The organism is Pseudomonas sp. Marseille-Q5299 (genome assembly GCF_943737035.1).
GTDB lineage: Bacteria > Pseudomonadota > Gammaproteobacteria > Pseudomonadales > Pseudomonadaceae > Aquipseudomonas > Aquipseudomonas putida_E.
This window is the reverse complement of sequence record NZ_CALSFR010000004.1, coordinates 533800-551956: the sequence shown is the minus strand read 5'-3', so window position 1 is coordinate 551956 and position 18157 is coordinate 533800. Positions and strand designations below refer to the sequence as shown.

Annotated in this window: 16 protein-coding genes; 11 read left to right on the top strand and 5 right to left on the bottom strand. The window is 63.6% G+C overall.

Going from position 1 to position 18157, the window contains the following annotated elements:
• Window positions 1-61 precede the first annotated feature (61 nt).
• The 5 genes from NGJ21_RS15560 (at window position 62) to NGJ21_RS15540 (ending at window position 5354) form a co-directional block, all read left to right on the top strand.
• The gene (locus NGJ21_RS15560; protein WP_046785581.1) at window positions 62-598 is read left to right on the top strand and encodes a 2,4'-dihydroxyacetophenone dioxygenase family protein; all 537 of its coding nucleotides are present in this window, start codon (window positions 62-64) and stop codon (window positions 596-598) included.
• A 97-nt stretch (window positions 599-695) separates the two neighbouring features.
• A complete protein-coding gene (locus NGJ21_RS15555; protein WP_046785582.1) occupies window positions 696-1601 on the top strand; it encodes a LysR family transcriptional regulator in 906 nt (301 codons plus the stop codon).
• Between the two features lie 71 nt (window positions 1602-1672).
• A complete protein-coding gene (locus tag NGJ21_RS15550) occupies window positions 1673-2935 on the top strand; it encodes an aspartate aminotransferase family protein (RefSeq protein WP_251962353.1) in 1263 nt (420 codons plus the stop codon).
• Window positions 2936-3120: 185 nt separating this feature from the next.
• Window positions 3121-4347 (top strand): MFS transporter, encoded by a 1227-nt coding sequence (locus tag NGJ21_RS15545; protein ID WP_046785584.1) that lies wholly within the window; start codon window positions 3121-3123, stop codon window positions 4345-4347.
• A gap of 89 nt (window positions 4348-4436) precedes the next feature.
• A complete protein-coding gene (locus tag NGJ21_RS15540; protein WP_251962352.1) occupies window positions 4437-5354 on the top strand; it encodes a pyridoxal-phosphate dependent enzyme in 918 nt (305 codons plus the stop codon).
• Between the two features lie 51 nt (window positions 5355-5405).
• Here the strand turns inward: NGJ21_RS15540 and NGJ21_RS15535 are convergent, their stop codons facing one another.
• Entirely contained in the window at window positions 5406-5864 is a 459-nt protein-coding gene (locus NGJ21_RS15535; RefSeq protein ID WP_251962351.1) for a metallophosphoesterase family protein, read from the bottom strand.
• Between the two features lie 236 nt (window positions 5865-6100).
• On the opposite strand from NGJ21_RS15535, the gene NGJ21_RS15530 reads away from it, so the two are divergent.
• Together NGJ21_RS15530 and NGJ21_RS15525 are read left to right on the top strand one after the other, a co-directional pair.
• Window positions 6101-7198 (top strand): carboxynorspermidine decarboxylase, encoded by a 1098-nt coding sequence (locus NGJ21_RS15530; RefSeq protein ID WP_251962350.1) that lies wholly within the window; start codon window positions 6101-6103, stop codon window positions 7196-7198.
• 32 nt (window positions 7199-7230) lie between these two features.
• On the top strand, window positions 7231-8475 hold the full coding sequence (locus NGJ21_RS15525) for a saccharopine dehydrogenase family protein (RefSeq protein ID WP_039602482.1): 1245 nt from the start codon (window positions 7231-7233) through the stop codon (window positions 8473-8475).
• A gap of 156 nt (window positions 8476-8631) precedes the next feature.
• Here NGJ21_RS15525 and NGJ21_RS15520 read toward each other — a convergent pair whose 3' ends face one another.
• Window positions 8632-9678 carry a class I SAM-dependent methyltransferase gene (locus tag NGJ21_RS15520; RefSeq protein ID WP_251962349.1) on the bottom strand — a complete coding sequence of 349 codons (1047 nt, stop codon included), beginning with the start codon at window positions 9676-9678 and terminating at the stop codon, window positions 8632-8634.
• 231 nt (window positions 9679-9909) lie between these two features.
• Here NGJ21_RS15520 and NGJ21_RS15515 point away from each other — a divergent pair, with 231 nt between their 5' ends.
• The 3 genes from NGJ21_RS15515 to NGJ21_RS15505 all read left to right on the top strand — a co-directional run bounded on the left by NGJ21_RS15515 (window position 9910) and on the right by NGJ21_RS15505 (window position 14297).
• Window positions 9910-11130, top strand: a complete 1221-nt coding sequence (locus tag NGJ21_RS15515) for a putative DNA modification/repair radical SAM protein (RefSeq protein WP_115275162.1) — start codon at window positions 9910-9912, stop codon at window positions 11128-11130.
• Complete coding sequence (locus NGJ21_RS15510; RefSeq protein ID WP_251962348.1) at window positions 11121-11963, top strand: TIGR03915 family putative DNA repair protein; 843 nt, start codon at window positions 11121-11123, stop codon at window positions 11961-11963. Before NGJ21_RS15515 ends, NGJ21_RS15510 begins: the two co-directional genes overlap by 10 nt.
• Before the next feature lie 165 nt (window positions 11964-12128).
• Window positions 12129-14297, top strand: coding sequence for a TonB-dependent siderophore receptor (locus NGJ21_RS15505; RefSeq protein WP_251962347.1), 2169 nt, complete (start codon window positions 12129-12131; stop codon window positions 14295-14297).
• A 75-nt stretch (window positions 14298-14372) separates the two neighbouring features.
• Here the strand turns inward: NGJ21_RS15505 and NGJ21_RS15500 are convergent, their stop codons facing one another.
• The 3 genes from NGJ21_RS15500 to NGJ21_RS15490 all read right to left on the bottom strand — a co-directional run bounded on the left by NGJ21_RS15500 (window position 14373) and on the right by NGJ21_RS15490 (window position 17078).
• On the bottom strand, window positions 14373-15344 hold the full coding sequence (locus NGJ21_RS15500; RefSeq protein ID WP_251962346.1) for a 5-oxoprolinase subunit C family protein: 972 nt from the start codon (window positions 15342-15344) through the stop codon (window positions 14373-14375).
• Entirely contained in the window at window positions 15341-16228 is an 888-nt protein-coding gene (locus NGJ21_RS15495) for a 5-oxoprolinase subunit B family protein (protein ID WP_012314008.1), read from the bottom strand. Before NGJ21_RS15495 ends, NGJ21_RS15500 begins: the two co-directional genes overlap by 4 nt.
• 91 nt (window positions 16229-16319) lie before the next feature.
• A complete protein-coding gene (locus tag NGJ21_RS15490) occupies window positions 16320-17078 on the bottom strand; it encodes a 5-oxoprolinase subunit PxpA (protein ID WP_119688758.1) in 759 nt (252 codons plus the stop codon).
• A 119-nt stretch (window positions 17079-17197) separates the two neighbouring features.
• Between NGJ21_RS15490 and NGJ21_RS15485 the strand changes: the two genes are divergently transcribed.
• Window positions 17198-18115, top strand: coding sequence for a LysR family transcriptional regulator (locus NGJ21_RS15485; protein WP_046785595.1), 918 nt, complete (start codon window positions 17198-17200; stop codon window positions 18113-18115).
• The last annotated feature ends 42 nt before the right edge of the window (window positions 18116-18157 follow it).

The following is an 18157-nucleotide window of genomic DNA, read 5'->3' as shown; positions in this document are numbered from 1 at the left end:
TGCCTGCAACCCCGGCCCTGAACGGGCCGGGGATTCAAGAAACTCAACTGTGGAAGCCCTCATGAGCATTGCCCCCAAACCCGACGAACTGGCCATCCCCTATCAACTGCCGCAAGTACCGTTCATGTCCCCCGACATGGTCCACCCCGGTGTACTCGGCAAGTGGCTCGAAGACGACCAACTGTGGGTCCCGGTGACCGCTTCGGTATCGTTCAAGCCCTTGCTGCTGAGCGTCTCTGGCGGCTATTACATCAACCTGCTGCGGGTGCGCCAGAGCGGTGTGCTGTCGCGTCACCGCCACACCGGCGGCGTGCATGCACTGGTGCTCAAGGGCCGCTGGTACTACCTGGAGCACGACTGGGTCGCCGAGGAAGGCTCGTTTGCCTTCGAGCCACCAGGCGAAACGCACACCCTGTTCGTGCCGCAGGACGTCGAAGAGATGATCACCTGGTTCCACGTGCAAGGCGGTTACACCTATGTCGACCCACAAGGGGTCGCCGTGGGGTACGAGGACGTGTTCACCAAGCTTGAGGCCGCCCGCGCCCACTACAAGGCGCTCGGCCTGCCGGACGATTACATCGAGCAGTTCATTCGCTGAACGGCCAGCCTGCCACCCGACCCGCGTATCCCGATGCACGCGGGTTGCCACCCCGACGCGGCGCTGCCAGCATTCTGCTGATCACCGGAGGCAGAACATGGACAACTACTCACAACTGCTGGCCTTCCTCGGCGCTGCCGAACACGGCAACTTTTCTGCTGCGGCGCGTGCTTGCGGCATGACCCCGTCGGCCATCAGCAAGCTGATCTCGCGCCTGGAAGACCGCCTGCAGGTGCGCCTGTTTCAGCGTGGCACCCGCAGCCTGACGCTGACCGAGGAAGGTGCCGCCTACCTGGTCAGTGCCCGTGCAGTCAGCAATGCCATGGCCGAAGCCGACTCGCTGGCCGAGGCGTTTCCTACCCGCGTCAGCGGCACGCTGCGGGTCCACACCATGACCACCTTCGCCAAGCACCAGATCATCCCCTGGCTGCCGGAGTTCCTGGCTGCCTACCCGGGGCTGACCGTGGATATCCAGGTTGGCGCGCAGTTCAGCGACCAGTTCGACCAAGGGCTGGACGTGGCGATCCACAGTGGCGTGCTGCCCGACTCCTCGCGCATCGCCCGCAAGATCGGCCAGAGCCGTTGGATCCTCTGTGCATCGCCCGCCTACCTGGCCGCGCACGGCACACCTGCACACCCTGGGCAGCTGTTGCAGCACACTTGTTTTTCCTTTGGTTTCAGCAGCGTGTGGAACACCTGGGGGTTCGTGGTCGATGGCCAGGCCATCACCGTACCGGTGGTTCCCAAGGCCACGTTCGCCCAGGGCGACCTGCTGCGCGACCTGGCGCTGGGCGGCGCCGGCATCGTGCGCCTGGCGGAGTTTCATATTGGCCAGGACATCCAGGAGGGCCGCCTGGTCCCTCTGCTGCAGGCATACGCCCAGGACAGCGTCGAACCGCTCTACATGATCTACACCAATCGCAAACACCTCAGCCCGCGAATCCGCGTGTTCCGCGACTTTCTCGAACAGAAGCTCGCCAGCAGCCCGTGGAACACCCGCTGAGGGGACGAAATCCTGCCAGCAGAACCTGACCCGCCGTCAGCCCTGCTGCGCACCATTACACAGAGGTACTCATGCGCAATCTCGTAGGCGATGTTTCCAGCGCCGCCCGTATCCTGCCGGCACTCGACGGTCAGGCCCTGTTCATCCGCAACGGCAAAGGCCCGTACCTGTGGGATGACCAGGGCCAGCGCTACATCGATACCGCACTGGGCTTCGGCGCCGTACTGCTCGGCCATGCCGATGACAGCGTCAATGCGCAGGTGGCCCAGGCCCTGGGCGACTCCGCATCGCCCTCTTGGGCCCACGTGCGCGAACATGCTGCAGCCAGTGCGCTGGCAGCGCACACCGGCGCACTCAGCCGCGTGATCTTCACCAACTCCGGCAGCGAGGCCGTGCACCTGGCCTGCCGCGCTGCCCGCGCTTACACCGGGCGCGGGCGAATCGTCAAGATGGCAGCCGGTTTCGACGGCTGGTTCGACGATGTCAGTTTCGGCAACGTCGGCTCGCCCGAAGCCGCGTTCGCAAATGGCGAGCGCCCCTCGACAGGCCGTACCACACTGCTGCGTTTCAACGACTTCGACGATGTGGAGCGGTTGTTCGCGCAGGACCAGGACATCGCTGCCGTGCTGCTGGAGCCGATGCTCGCCAACGCCGGCTGCATCATGCCAGCGCCAGGTTACCTGCAGCATGTGCAGGCCGTGGCTCATCGCCATGGTGCACTGGTGATCAGCGACGAAGTGCTGATGGGCTTTCGCCTGCATGCCGGCCTGGCCAGCCTGCAGGCAGGCCTTGACCCGGACATCGCCAGCGTCGGCAAAGCCATCGGCAACGGCGTGCCGGTATCGGCCATCGTCGGCAAACCGCACATTCTGGCGGGCTTCGAAGAGGGCAAGGTGCTGCGCGGCGGAACCTTCAGCGGCAACCCGATGGCCTGCGCAGCGGTGCTCGCCACGCTGGCAAAACTGGACAGCGCCGCTTACCCACAGCTGATCGAGCGTGGCGAGAAGCTGCGCCACGCCGTGCAGGCGATCTTCACGGCCCAGGGCATCACCATCAGCACCAGTGGCTACGGCAACGTATTCGCCATCTGGCCATGCGAACGCGCGCCATCCGACTATGAAGAAGCCGCCGCCTTCGCCGACGCCGCGTTCAGCCAGGCGCTGCACCTGGCGCTACGTGCCGAGGGCGTGCTGGTGATGCCCTCTCCGTATGGCCGTATCTACCTGTCGTTCGAGCACAGCGATGAAGTCGTCGATCAGATAGCGCACGCGTTCGAAGCAGCAGCAGCGCGCCTGGCTCCACGTTTTGCAGAGGGTGGCGTCAACACCCGATGACGTGAGGGTGCAGTACACAAGCAATCAGAAAGGCGCCTGCATGGGCGCCTTATCAATCGCACTGATGATCACTATCGAAAGACCCGCCTGTCGGCCTGGCAGACAGGCCCCGTATACTCCTCCCCGAATTCTCCCCGCTCCACGCGCCTGCTCAAGGCGACACTCCCCTTCTGGAACCCCGCACCATGTCAAATACCAGCCCGGCCCCAAGTGGCCTCCCCGAACACAGTCAGCAAAGCGTCAAACAGCAGTGGCTGGCGATACTCTCGGTCGCCGTGGGTGCCTTCGCTTTGGTAACCAGCGAGTTTCTGCCGGTAGGCGTCTTGAACGATGTCGCCAGTGACCTGGGCATCAGTGCAGGCCACGCCGGCCTGATGGTCACCCTGCCCGGCATCATGGCCGCCCTCGCCGCGCCCTTGCTGTCGGTGGGCATCGGTGCACTGGACCGGCGCTACCTGCTGATCGGCCTGACGCTGATCATGATCATTGCCAATGCGGTGGTGGCCTATGCCAGCGACTTCAACCTGCTGCTGTTCGGCCGCGTTTTGCTGGGCATCAGCATCGGCGGTTTCTGGGCTACCGCCATTGCCCTGAGCGGCCGCCTGGCACCCAAGGGGGTGGGCGTTGCCCAGGCCACCTCGATCATCATGGTCGGTGTGACCCTGGCCACTGTGCTGGGCGTGCCGGTAGGCACCTGGCTCAGTGGCCTGCTGGGCTGGCGCATGACTTTTCTGGTCACCGCCCTGGTAGGCGTACCGGTGCTGCTGGCGCAGATCCTGCTGCTGCCGCGGCTCAACCCGGACAAGGCCATCCGCATCAGTGACCTGCCGGCGTTGTTCATCAACCCACAAGCCCGGGTGGGCCTGATTGCGGTATTGCTGATCGGCCTGGCGCACTTTGCCGCGTACACCTACGTCGCGCCCTTCTTCAAACAGAATTCCGGTTTCGATGGGCCGACCATCGGTTCGCTGTTGCTGCTGTATGGCGTGGCCGGGGTGATGGGGAACATTTTTGCCGGTTTCGCCGCCAACCAAAGCGTGCGTCACACCCTGTTGCTGGTCGCGTTGATGATCGGCATCAGCACCGCCCTGTTCCCCCACTTCGCCACCGGGATGACTGGCGCGGCGATGCTGATCGCGCTCTGGGGCTTCGCCTTCGGCGCCTTCCCGGCCTGTGCCAGCATCTGGATGTTTGTCGTTGCACCCAAGGATGTCGAACGCGGCATGCCACTGTTCGTCGCCATGTTCCAGGTGATCATCGCGCTGGGCTCGTTCTTCGGCGGGCAGATCGTCGACCAGTTGGGCAGCTCGGTGCTGCTGAGTCTGGCCACGGCGCTGGTGGGCTGCGGGTTCGTCACGGTGCTGGTGCTGGGGCGCAGCGTCAGCAATAGCGCTGTGGCCGAGGCTTGCTGACACGCAGGGTGCAATCACCACGAATTCAACGACATACACCTGGCATCCCGCGTTACCATTGACCCCTACCCGAAGCATGGAGCTACGCGATGACCCTGCATATCCACACCCCTCTGATCGAATCCCGCCCGCTGTCACTGGCCGCTGGCCGCTCGATCTGGCTGAAGCTCGACGCGCTTCAGCCCTGTGGCTCGTTCAAGCTGCGCGGGGTGGGCCATGCCTGCGAAGTGCACCATGCCCGGGGCGCCCGCCACTTCGTGTCCTCGTCCGGTGGCAATGCCGGCCTGGCGGTAGCCTACGCCGGGCGCCAACTGAGTGTGCCGGTCACGGTGGTAGTGCCTGAGACCACCACCGAACGCGCCAAGGAACTGTTGCACCAGGAGGGTGCCAAGGTGGTGGTGCATGGCAGCTCGTGGCAGGAGGCCAACGCGTTGGCGCAAACCCTGGTCGGGCCGGACGATGCCTTCATTCACCCCTTCGATGACCCGCTGCTGTGGGCCGGGCATGCCAGCCTGGTGGATGAAGTTGCGGCAACCGGGTACAAGCCCGATGCGGTGGTGCTGTCGGTGGGCGGCGGCGGCCTGCTCAGTGGCGTGGTCGAAGGGCTCAGGCGCAACGGCTGGAACGATGTCCCTGTGCTGGCGGTGGAAACCGACGGGGCGGCCTCGCTGCACGCGGCGGTACAGGCAGGTCACCCGGTAGAGCTGGAGCGCCTCACATCGGTGGCGACCTCGCTGGGCGCCAAGCGTGTTGCCGACCAGGCCCTGGCGTGCGTGCAGGAGCACCCGGTGCACAGCGTTCTGGTCAGTGATCGCGCGGCGCTTGAAGCCTGCGAACGGTTTCTGGCGGACCACCGGGTGCTGGTGGAGCCTGCCTGCGGGGCGGCATTGGCGTTGGCTTATGAGGCCGCGAAGCTGGACGGTTACCAGAATGTGCTGGTGGTCGTTTGTGGGGGGGCTACGGCCACGCTGAAACAGATTCAGGACTGGTTGAAGCAGGTCGCCTGAGGTTGCCTTCACGGCCCTGATCGCCGGCAGGCCAGCGATCAGGGCAGAGCATCACCCAAGCAATTGAATGATGCGCGGCGCCAGGTGCTCGCCCTCGATTTCAATGACCGCCACCGTGACCGGCAACTTGAACCGCCGCGGCCCGGCACTCCCGGGGTTCAGGTACAAGCGCCCTTGCCGCCAGTCGATCAATGGCTTGTGCGAATGCCCAGTGATCACCACGCGCACCGCCTCATCCAGTTCGGCCGGTACATCGGCAATGTCGTGCACCAGCAGTGTCTGCCACCCCTGCATGTCGAAGTATCGCTGATCGGCCAATCGAGCTGCCCAGGGCAGCGTCAGGTCGTTGTTGCCGCGCACCACCTGCACGGGCGCCAACGCCTGGAGTACCTCAATGATTTCAGGCTTGCCGATATCACCGGCATGCACGATCAGTTCGCAACCGGCCAGCGCATCAAGCGCCTCGGGCCGCAGCAAGCCGTGGGTGTCGGAGATGACGCCAGTTTTCATTCATGGCTCCTGTGCGGGTCTGCTGCGTTGCAGCTACTCATCGGATTCTCCTTCAAATGCGCAGCCGGTGATTAGGATGGTCATACTGGCCTGTTCCAATGAGCTCGCCGCAATCGGAAAAATTCCGGCCTGTCGGCAACGACCTCGACGAAATGCATATCTCGCCCTTTCGGTATGCAGCAAGTGAAGGCACAATGCGTGTCCTTTTTTTGGCCGGCCTGGCCGGGGGCCTTTAAATGATCAAGACGCCGTATTACCTCATCGATAAAACCAAGCTGCTGAGCAACATGGAGAAGATCGCCTACGTGCGCGAACACTCCGGTGCCAAGGCGCTGCTCGCCCTCAAGTGCTTCGCCACCTGGTCGGTCTTCGACCTGATGCAGCAGTACATGGACGGCACCACGTCCTCGTCGCTGTACGAGCTCAAGCTCGGCCGCCAGAAGTTCGCCGGCGAGACCCACGCCTACAGCGTGGCCTGGGCCGACGACGAGGTCGAGGAAATGCTCGAGAACTGCGACAAGATCATCTTCAACTCGATCGGCCAACTGCAGCGCTTCGCCGAGCAGTCCGAAGGCAAGGTCCGCGGCCTGCGCGTCAACCCGCAGGTCAGCAGCTCCGACTACCTGCTGGCCGACCCGGCCCGCCCGTTCAGCCGCCTCGGTGAGTGGGACCCGGAGAAGATCGAGAAGGTCATCTCGCAGATTTCCGGCTTCATGTTCCACAACAACTGCGAGAACGGTGACTTCGGCCTGTTCGACAAGATGCTGACGCACATCGAAGAGCGCTTCGGCCACCTGCTGCACAAGGTCGAGTGGGTCAGCCTGGGTGGCGGCATTCACTTCACCGGTGAAGACTATGCCGTCGATGCGTTCTGCGCGCGCCTGAAAGCCTTCGCGCAGGCGTACGGCGTGCAGGTCTACCTGGAGCCGGGCGAAGCGGCCATCACCAACAGCGCCTCGCTGGAAGTGACCGTGCTCGACACCCTGTACAACGGCAAACACCTGGCCGTGGTCGACAGCTCGATCGAAGCACACCTGCTCGACCTGCTGATCTACCGGCTGAACGCCAAGATGGCCCCCAACGATGGCGAGCACACCTACATGGTCTGCGGCAAATCGTGCCTGGCCGGTGACATCTTCGGCGAGTACCAATTCGATCGTCCGTTGGCCATCGGCGATCGCCTGTCGTTCATCGACACGGCGGGTTACACCATGGTCAAGAAAAACTGGTTCAACGGTTTGAAGATGCCATCCATCGCGGTCAAGCAGCTCGACGGCAGCGTCGAAGTGGTGCGCGAGTTCGGTTTCGAAGACTACGTTTCCAGCCTGTCGTAAGACCGGCTATCAAGTAAGGAGCAAGGGATAAATTGAAGAAGAACGTTCTTATCATTGGTGCAGGAGGTGTCGCCAAGGTGGTGGCCCACAAGTGCGCGCAGCATAACGACGAACTCGGTCGTATTGCCATTGCGTCGCGGAACATCTCCAAATGCCAGGCCATCATCGACAGCGTCAAGGCCAAGGGTAGCCTCAAGGTACCCGCCGACATCCAGGCCTTCTCGCTCAACGCCCTCGATGTCGAGGCAACCAAGGCACTGATCCGCGAGACTGAATCGCAGATCGTGATCAACGTGGGCTCCGCCTTCCTCAACATGTCGGTGCTGCGTGCCTGCATCGATACCGGTGTCGCCTACCTGGACACCGCGATCCACGAAGAACCGGGCAAGATCTGCGAGACGCCGCCCTGGTACGGCAACTACGAGTGGAAACACCTCGAAGAATGCCAAGAGAAGAACATCACCGCCATTCTCGGCGTCGGTTTCGACCCGGGTGTGGTGAACAGCTACGCAAAACTGGCGCAGCAACAGTATTTCGACAGCATTGATTCGATCGATATTCTCGACGTCAATGCCGGGTCCCACGGTAAGTACTTCGCCACCAACTTCGACCCGGAAATCAACTTCCGCGAGTTCACCGGGCAAGTATGGAGCTGGCAGAACAGCCAGTGGACCAGCAACACCATGTTCGAGGTCAAGCGTACCGACGACCTGCCGGTGGTGGGTTCGCAGAACCTGTACCTGACCGGTCACGACGAGGTCCACTCGATCTCGAAGAACCTGAACGTGCCGAACGTGCGCTTCTGGATGAGCTTCGGCGAGCACTACATCAATGTGTTCACCGTGCTGAAGAACCTTGGCCTGCTTTCCGAGCAACCGGTCAAGACCGCTGAAGGCTTGGAAGTGGTGCCGCTGAAAGTGGTCAAGGCCGTGCTGCCTGACCCGGCTTCGCTGGCCCCGGGCTACACCGGCAAGACCTGCATCGGTGACCTGGTCAAGGGCACCAAGGATGGTCAGCCGCGTGAAGTGTTCATCTACAACGTGGCCGACCATGAAGAGGCCTACGCCGAGACTGACAGCCAGGGTATCTCCTACACCGCCGGTGTACCGCCAGTGGCTGCAGCCCTGCTGGTTGCCCGTGGCGAGTGGGATGCCAAGCGCATGGTCAACGTCGAGGAGCTGCCAGCCGAGCCGTTCCTCAAGGCGCTGGACGTCATGGGCCTGCCGACCCGCGTGAAAGATGAAAAAGGCGATCGTCCTTGGGACGCTGAAGCCTAAGCAGCAAGAGAAGGGGCGCCAACTGGGCGCCCCTTCTTTTTGTCTGCACCGGCCTCATCGCCGGCAAGCCGGCTCCCACAGGAACACCACTGGCCTTCAGAGCAGTGGTTAGCCAGTGGCCGGCTTGCCGGCGATGAGGCCAGCATTGATCTACGCCTACTTCCTGGCTTCCAGTATCAGGTTGAACGGTGTCTGTGTCGCCCGCCGGAACTGCGTGAACCCCGCCTCCTCGAACATCGCCCGCAAGCGCGCCTCCCCGGCCTGTGCACCCAGCCCCAGCCCAACCTCCTGGGACAACGAATTCGGTGTACAGATGAACGTCGACGCGGCATAGAACAGGCGACCGACCGGCGTCAGGTTGCCGTCCAGCGTGTCCTCGGCATAGGGCTCCACCAGCATCACCGTGCCGCCGGGCTTCAACGCCTGGTAGGCATGCCGTGCAGCGCCAACGGGGTCGCCCATGTCGTGCAGGCAATCGAAGAAGCACACCAGATCATGATCGCTGCCCGGGTAATCCTTGGCCGACGCCTGCTGGAAACTCACCCGCTGGGTCAAGCTGGCCTCACTGGCGCGTTCGCGGGCCGTGCTGATGGACGGCGCATGGTAGTCATAGCCGATGAAGGTCGATGCTGGAAACGCCTGAGCCATGACCAGCGTCGAAGCGCCATGCCCGCAACCGACATCCGCGACCTTCGCGCCGGCCTGCAGCTTGGCCACCACACCGTCGAGCGCCGGCAGCCAGTCGGCCACCAGGAAGGTGCGATAGCCGGGCCGGAAGAAACGCTCGGTACCGCTGAACATGCAGGGGTGATGGTCGCCCCAGGCCAGCCCGCCATCACCGCGCATGGCAGCCACCAGCTTGTCCTTGTCATGGAACAGCGCGGCCACCACCGCCGCGCCACCCGCCATATAGGCCGGTGAGTCCTCCAGTGCCAGTGCCATGGCCTGTTCCTCGGGCAACACGAAACTGCCCTGCTCATGGACCATATAGCCGGACGCGGCCTGGGCGTTGAGCCATTCGCGCACCAGCCGTGGGTGGCAGCCGGTCCGGGCCGCCAGCACTTCGGGGGTGACCGGCTGACTATCGGCCATGGCCCGGTACAACCCCAGTTCGTCGCCGAGTATCACATTGGCCAGGGTCGCCGCAGCGCCCATGTCTCCCACCAGCTTGCCCATGAAATCCTGAAGCTTTGCCTCGTCCATGACCTGCCCTCCTCTGCAAGAAGGCCACCGTCAGCGAGGGATGTCCGGTCCGGGGTCGCGGTGGTCGGATTAAGGTGTGAGAGCCCGCCGTGATGGAAACCGCGGCGGGCTGTTTGTAAGTTTAGATGTCCTGACTGAGCGGGTCGGAACGTTTGACAGGGCTGCTGCGCCACTTGCATTCAGTCCATTCTCAAAATACTGTATGAATATTCAGTATCACGAGACACCCTCATGCAGCTCATTGCCAAGCTTGGCATCCTCGCCGATGCCGCCAAGTACGACGCGTCCTGTGCCAGCAGTGGCGCGCCCAAACGCAGCTCGCGCGGCAGCGAGGGCCTGGGCGCCACCAATGGCATGGGCATCTGCCACAGCTATACACCGGACGGGCGCTGCGTTTCGCTGCTCAAGGTGCTGTTGACCAACTTCTGCCTGTACGACTGCCAATACTGCGTCAATCGCCGCTCCAGCAACGTGCCGCGGGCACGTTTCACGCCCGAGGAGGTGGTGCGCCTGACCCTGGATTTCTACCGGCGCAACTGCATCAGCGGCCTGTTCCTGAGCTCCGGCATCATCCGCTCGGCCGACTACACCATGGAACAGTTGATCCGCGTGGCGCGCCTGCTGCGTGAGGAGCACAACTTCCGGGGTTACATCCACCTCAAGACCATCCCCGACGCCGACCCACTGCTGATCGAGGAAGCCGGGCGCCTGGCCGACCGCCTCAGCGTCAATATCGAACTGCCCACCGATGCCAGCCTCAAGCGCCTGGCCCCGGAAAAACACGCCCACACCATTCGCCAGGCCATGGGCGTGATCCACCAGGGGCAGCAAGCCGTGGCGGGCGAACCGAAGGCACCGCGTTTCACCCCGGCCGGGCAAAGCACCCAGGTCATCGTCGGCGCCGACGCCACTGACGACAGCACACTGCTGCGCAACGCCGAGTCGCTGTACCAGGGTTACGGCCTCAAGCGCGTGTATTACTCAGCCTTCAGCCCGATACCCGACAGCCCCGGCAGCGTGCCGCTGGCAGCCCCACCGCTGCTGCGCGAGCACCGCCTGTACCAGGCAGACTTCCTGTTGCGCGGCTATGGCTACAAAGCGGGTGAGTTGCTTGGCCAGGAGGGTAACCTGGCGCTGGACATAGACCCCAAGCTTGCCTGGGCGCTGGCCAACCGTGAGGTGTTTCCGCTGGATGTGAACCGTGCCGAGCCGGCACTGCTGGCACGCATCCCCGGCATCGGCCTGCGCAGTGTGCAGCGGCTGGTGGCGCTGCGCCGTGAACGGCGCGTGCGCTACGACGACCTGATCCAACTGCGCTGCGTGCTCGACAAGGCCCGGCCATTCATCATCACCAGCGACTACCGCCCAGGCCAGGCGGAGCTGCGCAGCGGCCTGCTGCGCGAGCGCCTGCGTGAACCACAGGCACCGGTGCAGATGGGGTTGTGGGGGTGATCGCGCTCGACTGTGACGAGCACTTCAGCACCTGGCGCGACCAGGCCCGCACGCTGCTCGGGCACGGCATCGACCCGGCGCAAGTGACCTGGTCGCAAGGGCCGATCGACGACCTGCTGGCGGTGCCTGCCCCCCTGCCAGGCGGGCCCGGCCCGTTCCGCGCCAAGGTACCGGCAGCGCTGTTGAGCCTTTTGGAACAGGCATCGCGCTACCGGGGCGAGCAACGCTGGAACCTGCTGTACGAAGTGCTCTGGCGCGTGGCCCACGGTGACCGCACGGCAATGCTTGCAGGCGACCGCCTGGGCAGTGAACTGCACCGGCGTATAAAGCAGGTCAGCCGTGAAGCACACCACCTGCATGCGTTCGTACGTTTCGTGCCGTTGCCGCCAGCACTTGCCGAGCAGCTGCAACTGGACCTGGTCGCCTATCACGAGCCGGCCCATGACATTCTGCACAGTGCCAGCGCGCACTTCGCCGACCGCCTGGGGCGCCAGCGCTGGTTGATCGCCACACCGGGGGACGGTATTCGCTTCGACGGCCAAGGTTTCGAATATCAGCGGCACTGCCCGGACGCTTGGCGGCAGTGGGCGCGCAATGCCGATGACCCGGGTGCCGAGCTGTGGCGGACCTACTACCGCCATACCTTCAACCCCGCCCGCCTCAACCCGGATGCCTTGCGCCTGCACATGCCGGGGCGTTTCTGGCGACATTTGCCCGAAGGCATGCTGATCCCGCAACTGGAAGGGTTGGCGCGCCAAGGCAAGCAACGTGATGGCCAGGCAGCGGAAGTGGCTGTGCAGCTGGGCAAGACGATAAACCGCGCTGAACCCTGATCCCCTCTGCACGAAGCCGCCTGGCCACCGCCACAAATGTGAAAAAAAGGTAAAAATTCCTACATCCCAATCTTTCAAGGGCAGGCAAATCCTGACAAACTGATTGTTAATCGTTCTCATACACATCTTTAATAACGTTTAACAATGTACAGGAACCCACCCCCCATGCCGTCGCCACTCGCGCCCTCGCGCAATCTCCCTGCCCGCAACCTGCTCGCCATGGCCGTGTGCATGGCCATCGTCACACCGGCCCTGGCCGAAGACGACCAGCCCACCACGCTGGTGTTGGGCGCCACCGAGATCAGCTCCGATCGGCTGGGCAGCACCACCGAGGGTTCGCAGTCCTACACCACAGGTTCCATGGCCACCGCCACCAAGCTGCCATTGAGCCTGCGCGAAACGCCGCAGGCGGTGACCGTGATCACCCGTCAGCGCATGGACGACCAGGCGATGACCAGCATCAACGACGTGGTCAAGGCCACGCCAGGGCTGTTCCTTGACTATTCCGGCGGTCCAGGTCGGCAAAACTACATCTCGCGTGGCTTTGACATCGACAACCTGATGTACGACGGCATTCCGAGCGGTTACAAGCCCTACACCGTGGGCGCCCAGCCTAACCTGGCCATGTTCGACCGCGTCGAGATCGTCCGCGGCGCGACCGGCCTGATCACCGGCTCCGGCAACCCTTCGGCGGCCATCAACCTGGTACGCAAGCGTCCGCTGGCCGAACAGAAGGTCACCCTGACCGGCGCCGCTGGCAGCTGGGACGACTACCGCGGCGAAATCGATGCCTCCAGCCCGCTCAACGACAGCGGCACACTGCGCGGCCGCGTGGTGACGTCATACCGGGGAGCCAACAGCTACATCGATGATGTCGAAGAAGACCACGGCCTGTTCTATGCAATCACCGAGGCGGACCTGTCCGAAGACACCACACTGACCCTCGGCTTCTCTCACCAGAAAGACCAGACCAACAACTTCTGGGGCGCCATGCCAACCGCCCTGAACGGCCACCACATGGACTTCTCGCGTTCCTACAACCCAGGCAGCGACTGGGAAAACAAGGACCAGGAGATCAACACCGTATTCGCCGAAGTGCAGCAGCGCCTGGCCAATGACTGGAAACTTCAGGTCAACGCCAACTATTCCCAGCAGGACGGCACCTTCACCGGCTCCTACCAGTCGCGTTGGGCAGGGCTCAATGCGCCGTTGTCCCGCACCGCTTACCAGTCCAAGCACCAGGAAAACCAGGCCGGCCTTGACGGCTTCGTCAGCGGCCCGTTCCAAGCCTTCGGCCGCACCCATGAATTGGTGGTGGGCGCCAGCAAGCGCATCTACGACATGGACACACGCAACTACAGCCCATACGACACCAACTGGCCGATCGATGGCGGCAAGCCGAACTTCGTACACACCAACAACGTACGCGAAGTCACCACCCAGGAAGGCGTGTACATGACCACCCGGCTGAGCCTGGCCGACCCGCTGAAGCTGATCCTGGGCGGCCGCCTGGACTGGTATGACTATGACAACAAGGAAAGCGCCAGCGCCGATTACAAGGTCACGCGCAACGTCACCCGCTATGCCGGCCTGATCTACGACCTGGACGATCATCACTCGGTGTATGTCAGCTACAGCGACATCTTCAACCCGCAGGAGTACAAGGACGCTTCCGGCAGCCCGCTCAAGCCGGTCGAGGGCAAGAACTATGAAATCGGCGTCAAGGGCGAGTACTTCGATGGCGCCCTCAATGCCAGCGTGGCGCTGTTCCGTATCGACCAGGAAAACCGTGGCGTTTCGCAGACCGACCTGGCCGGCTGCAGCGACCCTACCAACTGCTACGTCGCATCCGGCGAAGTGCGCAGCCAGGGTATCGACATGGAGCTGCAAGGTGCGCTGACCCGCAACTGGCAGGTCGGTGCCGGCTACACCTATGCCCGCGTCCACACGCTTAAAGACGCCGCCAACCCCGGCAACGTCAACCAGCGCTTCGACACCGACACCCCGGAGCACCTGTTCAAGCTGACCACCACCTACCGCTTCGAGGGCCCGCTGGAGAAGCTGCGCATCGGCGGCAACATCTCCTGGCAGAGCCGCATCTACAACGACTTCACCGTTGCCGATGGCAGCGAGTACCGCCTGGTCCAGGGATCGTACGCGGTCACCGACCTGATGGCCGGCTACCAGGTCAACAAGCACCTCGACCTGCAGCTCAACGCCAACAACGTGTTCGACCGCAAGTACTACTCGGCCGTGGCCACCTCGGTCAACTATGCCGGCGACACCTGGGGCGCGCCGCGCAACATGATGCTGACGGCCAAATACAGCTTCTGACCTGACGGGTTGCCAGCCTGTACCGGACGCTTCGCAGCACAACCCGCGAAGACGCCGGTACAGGCACCCCACGAATCAGCTGAACAATTTGCTCAGATACCCCAGCCTCTTCTTGTACGACCGCCGCGCCTCAAGCGCATCTTCCATGCTCACCGGCAGGAACCGCGCCTGCTGGTTCGGCTGCATCTGCCCGATCAGGTCCAGGTCGGCGCTGATCACCGTGCCGATCATGGCGTACCCACCGCCAGACACCGCATCGCGGTGCAAAATGATCGGTTCCAGCCCGGCTGGCACCTGTATCGAACCGATCGGGTAGCAACTGTCGACGATATTGGACGGGTCCGAACCTGCGCCGAATGGCTGCTCTCGCGGCTGGAAAGTCAGCGCGTTGCCGCCCTTGTAGCGGTAGCCGATGCGGTCGGCCTCGGAGCCCACCGTCCAGGCATCGGTGAAAAAGCTTTTCGCCGCAGCATCAGTCAGGCGGTGGAAGTACAGCCCCGGTACCACGCGCAACACCACTTCCCCTCCCAGTGCCTGGCGCAGCGCCATTGGCAAGCTGGCTCCGGCACGGGCTTTGGCGCTGGGCACACCGACCGGCAATACATCGCCTGCCAGCAGCTTGCGACCGTGAAAACCGCCCAGCGCGCCCAAGGCGTAAGTGGACCGGCTACCCAGCACTTCTGGCACATCGATGCCGCCCGCGACTGCCAGGTAGGCACGTGCCCCGGCTGTGGGGAAGGCGAAGCGCAGCACCTGGCCTGCCCTGACTGCAAACGAAGTGTCAGGGCGCTGTTCGCGGCCATCGAGCAGCACCGGCATCTGTGCGCCACACACCGCCACCAGCGCATCCTGCAGAAACTCCAGCTCCGGCCCCACCAGCGCACATTCAAGGCCAGCAGTACCCGCCGGGTTGCCGACCAGCTGATTGGCTGCGCGCAACGCATATTGATCAAGCGCACCGGAGGGCGGGATACCCAGGTGGTAATAGCCTTCACGGCCCAGGTCCTGCACCGAGGTTGCCAGGCCAGGTTTGAGTACCTTGATCATGCCAGCACCTCCTGCAACGACTTGGGATAGCCGACCGGGTCGGCCAGGAAAGCATCGAGGGAAAACTCTACCGGGCGAATGCGCAGGTCGAAACGGCCGTCCTCGACATCCGCCACCGCCTGGTCGTAGGCCTGACGGTCGATGGGTTTGAACTGCACGATGTCCCCTGGGCGGAAGAACACCATGTGCTCCTTCAGGTAGTTCAGGCCCTGCTGCGGGTCGTAGATCGGCGCCGGGGTAACGCCGAACATCTGGTAGCCCCCTGCCCCGCGCACCGAATAGATGCAACCGAAACAACCGCCGTGGCCCAAGGTCAGCTTTGGCGTGTCGGTGCGTGGGCGCAGGTACTTGGGCACCTGCAACTGGCGCTCGCGCTCGACCATCTGGAACATGAACGGCAGGCCGGCGACGAAGCCGACCATCGACACGAACCAAGGCGCGCCACTGTGCGCGGCGATGAACGCATCGACATCGGCCAGGCCATTGATGCGCGCCGCGTATTCGAGGTCGGTACTGTTCGGGTCCTGGTGGCGGTCGCGAAAGCGCATGAGGGTTTCATGGGTCCAGGGGTCGTTGTACAGCACCGGGATCTCGATGATCCGGGTGTGCAACGCGCGTTCGGCAACCGCCTCGGCCTCTGCACCGCGCACCGCTGCAAGCAGTACATCGGGGGCGATGCGGTCGGGGTCGAAGCGGATCTGGAACGAGGCGTTGGCCAGGCAAATGTCCAGCACGCCCTCCAGCGCCAGGCGCTCCACCGCCCGGGTGACGGCCATGCCTTTGAAGAAGGCCTCGAGCGACATGCTGTCGCTGACCTCGGCAAACAGGTGCTCGTCGGCACCAAAGCTGTAGCGGATCGGGGTACTGGCAAGCGGCTCGGCCATGTCTGCTCCTTTTTTGGAATCTTTATCGTAAGGCAGGCAAAAACAATGCAGTGCAGCGGCACCGGTGTCTGGGCACCGGGTGCCTTGAACCTCAACGGGGCGTGCGCACCTCGATGCCGGCGGCGTCAAGCGCTGCGCGTGTGGCTTCGACCAGGTCGAGCGCGCCGGGAGTATCACTGTGCAGGCAGATCGAGTCGAATTCGATGGCCAGGTCCTGGCCCTCGACCGTGCGTACCACGCCCTCGCGGCAAGCCCGCAGCACGCGCTCGGCGACCGCCTGCGGCTCATGGCCACGCACATTGCGGGTAAACACGATGGAGCCGCTCAGGTCGTACTCGCGGTCAGCATAGAACTCACGCACCACCGGCTGGCCGAGTGCCTGCGCAACCCGGCAGATCACCGAGCCAGGCATGCAGTACAGCAACAGCTGCGGCTCGATCACCTGCAGGTTCTGCACCAGCAACCGGGCGGCTTCCTCATCACGGGCCAGGTGCATGTACAGGGCACCATGGGGCTTGATGTGTTGCAGTTTCACGCCCTGCGCACGGGCGATTTCACGCAGCGCGCCCAACTGGTAGAGCATGTCGTCGACCAGTTCCTGGGCCGGCGCGTTGATGTGCCGGCGGCCAAACCCGACCAGGTCACGAAACCCCGGGTGAGCGCCTACCGCCACGCCCAGCGCCTTGGCCCGCTCGACGGTGCGACGCATGGTGCCAGGGTCGCCGGCATGAAAGCCGGTGGCGATGTTGGCCGAACTGATGAAGGCCATCAGTTCGTTGTCGACGCCGTCGCCGATGGTCCACGGGCCGAAACCCTCGCCCATGTCAGAATTGAAGTCTACTGCCTGCATGCCTACGCTCCCGGTGCTTGTGACGGTGTGAAGGTCACGTTAGATTCTCCACAACCCCCTTGGGAAGATCTATAAACAGATAGGGTGTCTTCTGAAAAACAGATACCCAGGAGTCTCCTGTGTCACTGACCTTGCGCCAGGTTCGCTACTTCGTCGCCACCGCCGAGATCGGCCAGATCTCCCAGGCCGCCATCCACCTCAACATTTCCCAATCGGCGGTCACTACCGCGATCAAGGAACTGGAGGCAATGCTCGGGGTGTTGTTGTTCCAGCGCTCGGCGCAAGGCATGAGCCTGACCGATGCGGGCCGGCATTTTCTCAACCGCGCCTATGTGATCCTGCGTAGTGTCGATGACGCACTCAACAGCCCGCTGCCGGACGTGCGCGCCAGTGGCTTGCTGCGCCTGGCGGCGAGCTACACGGTGATCGGCTATTTCCTGCCGCACCACTTGCAACGCCTGGAACACTGGCACCCGGACGTAAACCTGCAGGTACACGAGCAGGAGCGCAGCGCCATCGAACAAGGCCTGCTGGAAGGCCGCTTCGACATGGCGGTGGTGCTCACCGCCAACCTCACCCACCCGGATATCGTGTCCGAAACCCTGTTCAACTCCGAGCGCCGGCTGTGGCTGCCCAGCCACCATCCATTGTGCGAGCGCTCTACGGTGAGCCTGGCCGATGTTGCGCGTGAGCCGTTCATCCTGCTGACCGTGGACGAAGCCGAGCAGAGCGCCATGCGTTACTGGGAGCTGGCCGGCCAGCGGCCCAGCGTGCGGGTGCGCACCAGTTCGGTCGAGGCGGTGCGCAGCATGGTCGCCAATGGCAGCGGCGTGGCGATCCTGTCGGACCTGGTGCACCGGCCCTGGTCGCTCGAAGGCAAGCGCATCGAGACCGTGACCATCAGCGACCCGGTAACGCCCATGAGCGTGGGCCTGGCCTGGCACCGCGAGCGGGCATTCAGCCCGGCGATGCAGGCCTTGCGCGACTACTTCCATGGTGCTTTTCTGGCGCCGCAACAGTTGTCGGCTCGGCGCTGAATGGCCAGTGCCTTGAGACCTGAGCCGAACGTTCCGGCGCCG

Coding starts and splice junctions, on each gene's coding strand:
- NGJ21_RS15545 (WP_046785584.1), top strand. CDS start 3,121: ATGTCAAATACCAGCCCGGCCCCAAGTGGCCTCCCCGAACACAGTCAG.
- NGJ21_RS15560 (WP_046785581.1), top strand. CDS start 62: ATGAGCATTGCCCCCAAACCCGACGAACTGGCCATCCCCTATCAACTG.
- NGJ21_RS15555 (WP_046785582.1), top strand. CDS start 696: ATGGACAACTACTCACAACTGCTGGCCTTCCTCGGCGCTGCCGAACAC.
- NGJ21_RS15515 (WP_115275162.1), top strand. CDS start 9,910: ATGCAGCTCATTGCCAAGCTTGGCATCCTCGCCGATGCCGCCAAGTAC.
- NGJ21_RS15505 (WP_251962347.1), top strand. CDS start 12,129: ATGCCGTCGCCACTCGCGCCCTCGCGCAATCTCCCTGCCCGCAACCTG.
- NGJ21_RS15540 (WP_251962352.1), top strand. CDS start 4,437: ATGACCCTGCATATCCACACCCCTCTGATCGAATCCCGCCCGCTGTCA.
- NGJ21_RS15495 (WP_012314008.1), bottom strand. CDS start 16,228: ATGGCCGAGCCGCTTGCCAGTACCCCGATCCGCTACAGCTTTGGTGCC.
- NGJ21_RS15490 (WP_119688758.1), bottom strand. CDS start 17,078: ATGCAGGCAGTAGACTTCAATTCTGACATGGGCGAGGGTTTCGGCCCG.
- NGJ21_RS15550 (WP_251962353.1), top strand. CDS start 1,673: ATGCGCAATCTCGTAGGCGATGTTTCCAGCGCCGCCCGTATCCTGCCG.
- NGJ21_RS15530 (WP_251962350.1), top strand. CDS start 6,101: ATGATCAAGACGCCGTATTACCTCATCGATAAAACCAAGCTGCTGAGC.
- NGJ21_RS15500 (WP_251962346.1), bottom strand. CDS start 15,344: ATGATCAAGGTACTCAAACCTGGCCTGGCAACCTCGGTGCAGGACCTG.
- NGJ21_RS15535 (WP_251962351.1), bottom strand. CDS start 5,864: ATGAAAACTGGCGTCATCTCCGACACCCACGGCTTGCTGCGGCCCGAG.
- NGJ21_RS15520 (WP_251962349.1), bottom strand. CDS start 9,678: ATGGACGAGGCAAAGCTTCAGGATTTCATGGGCAAGCTGGTGGGAGAC.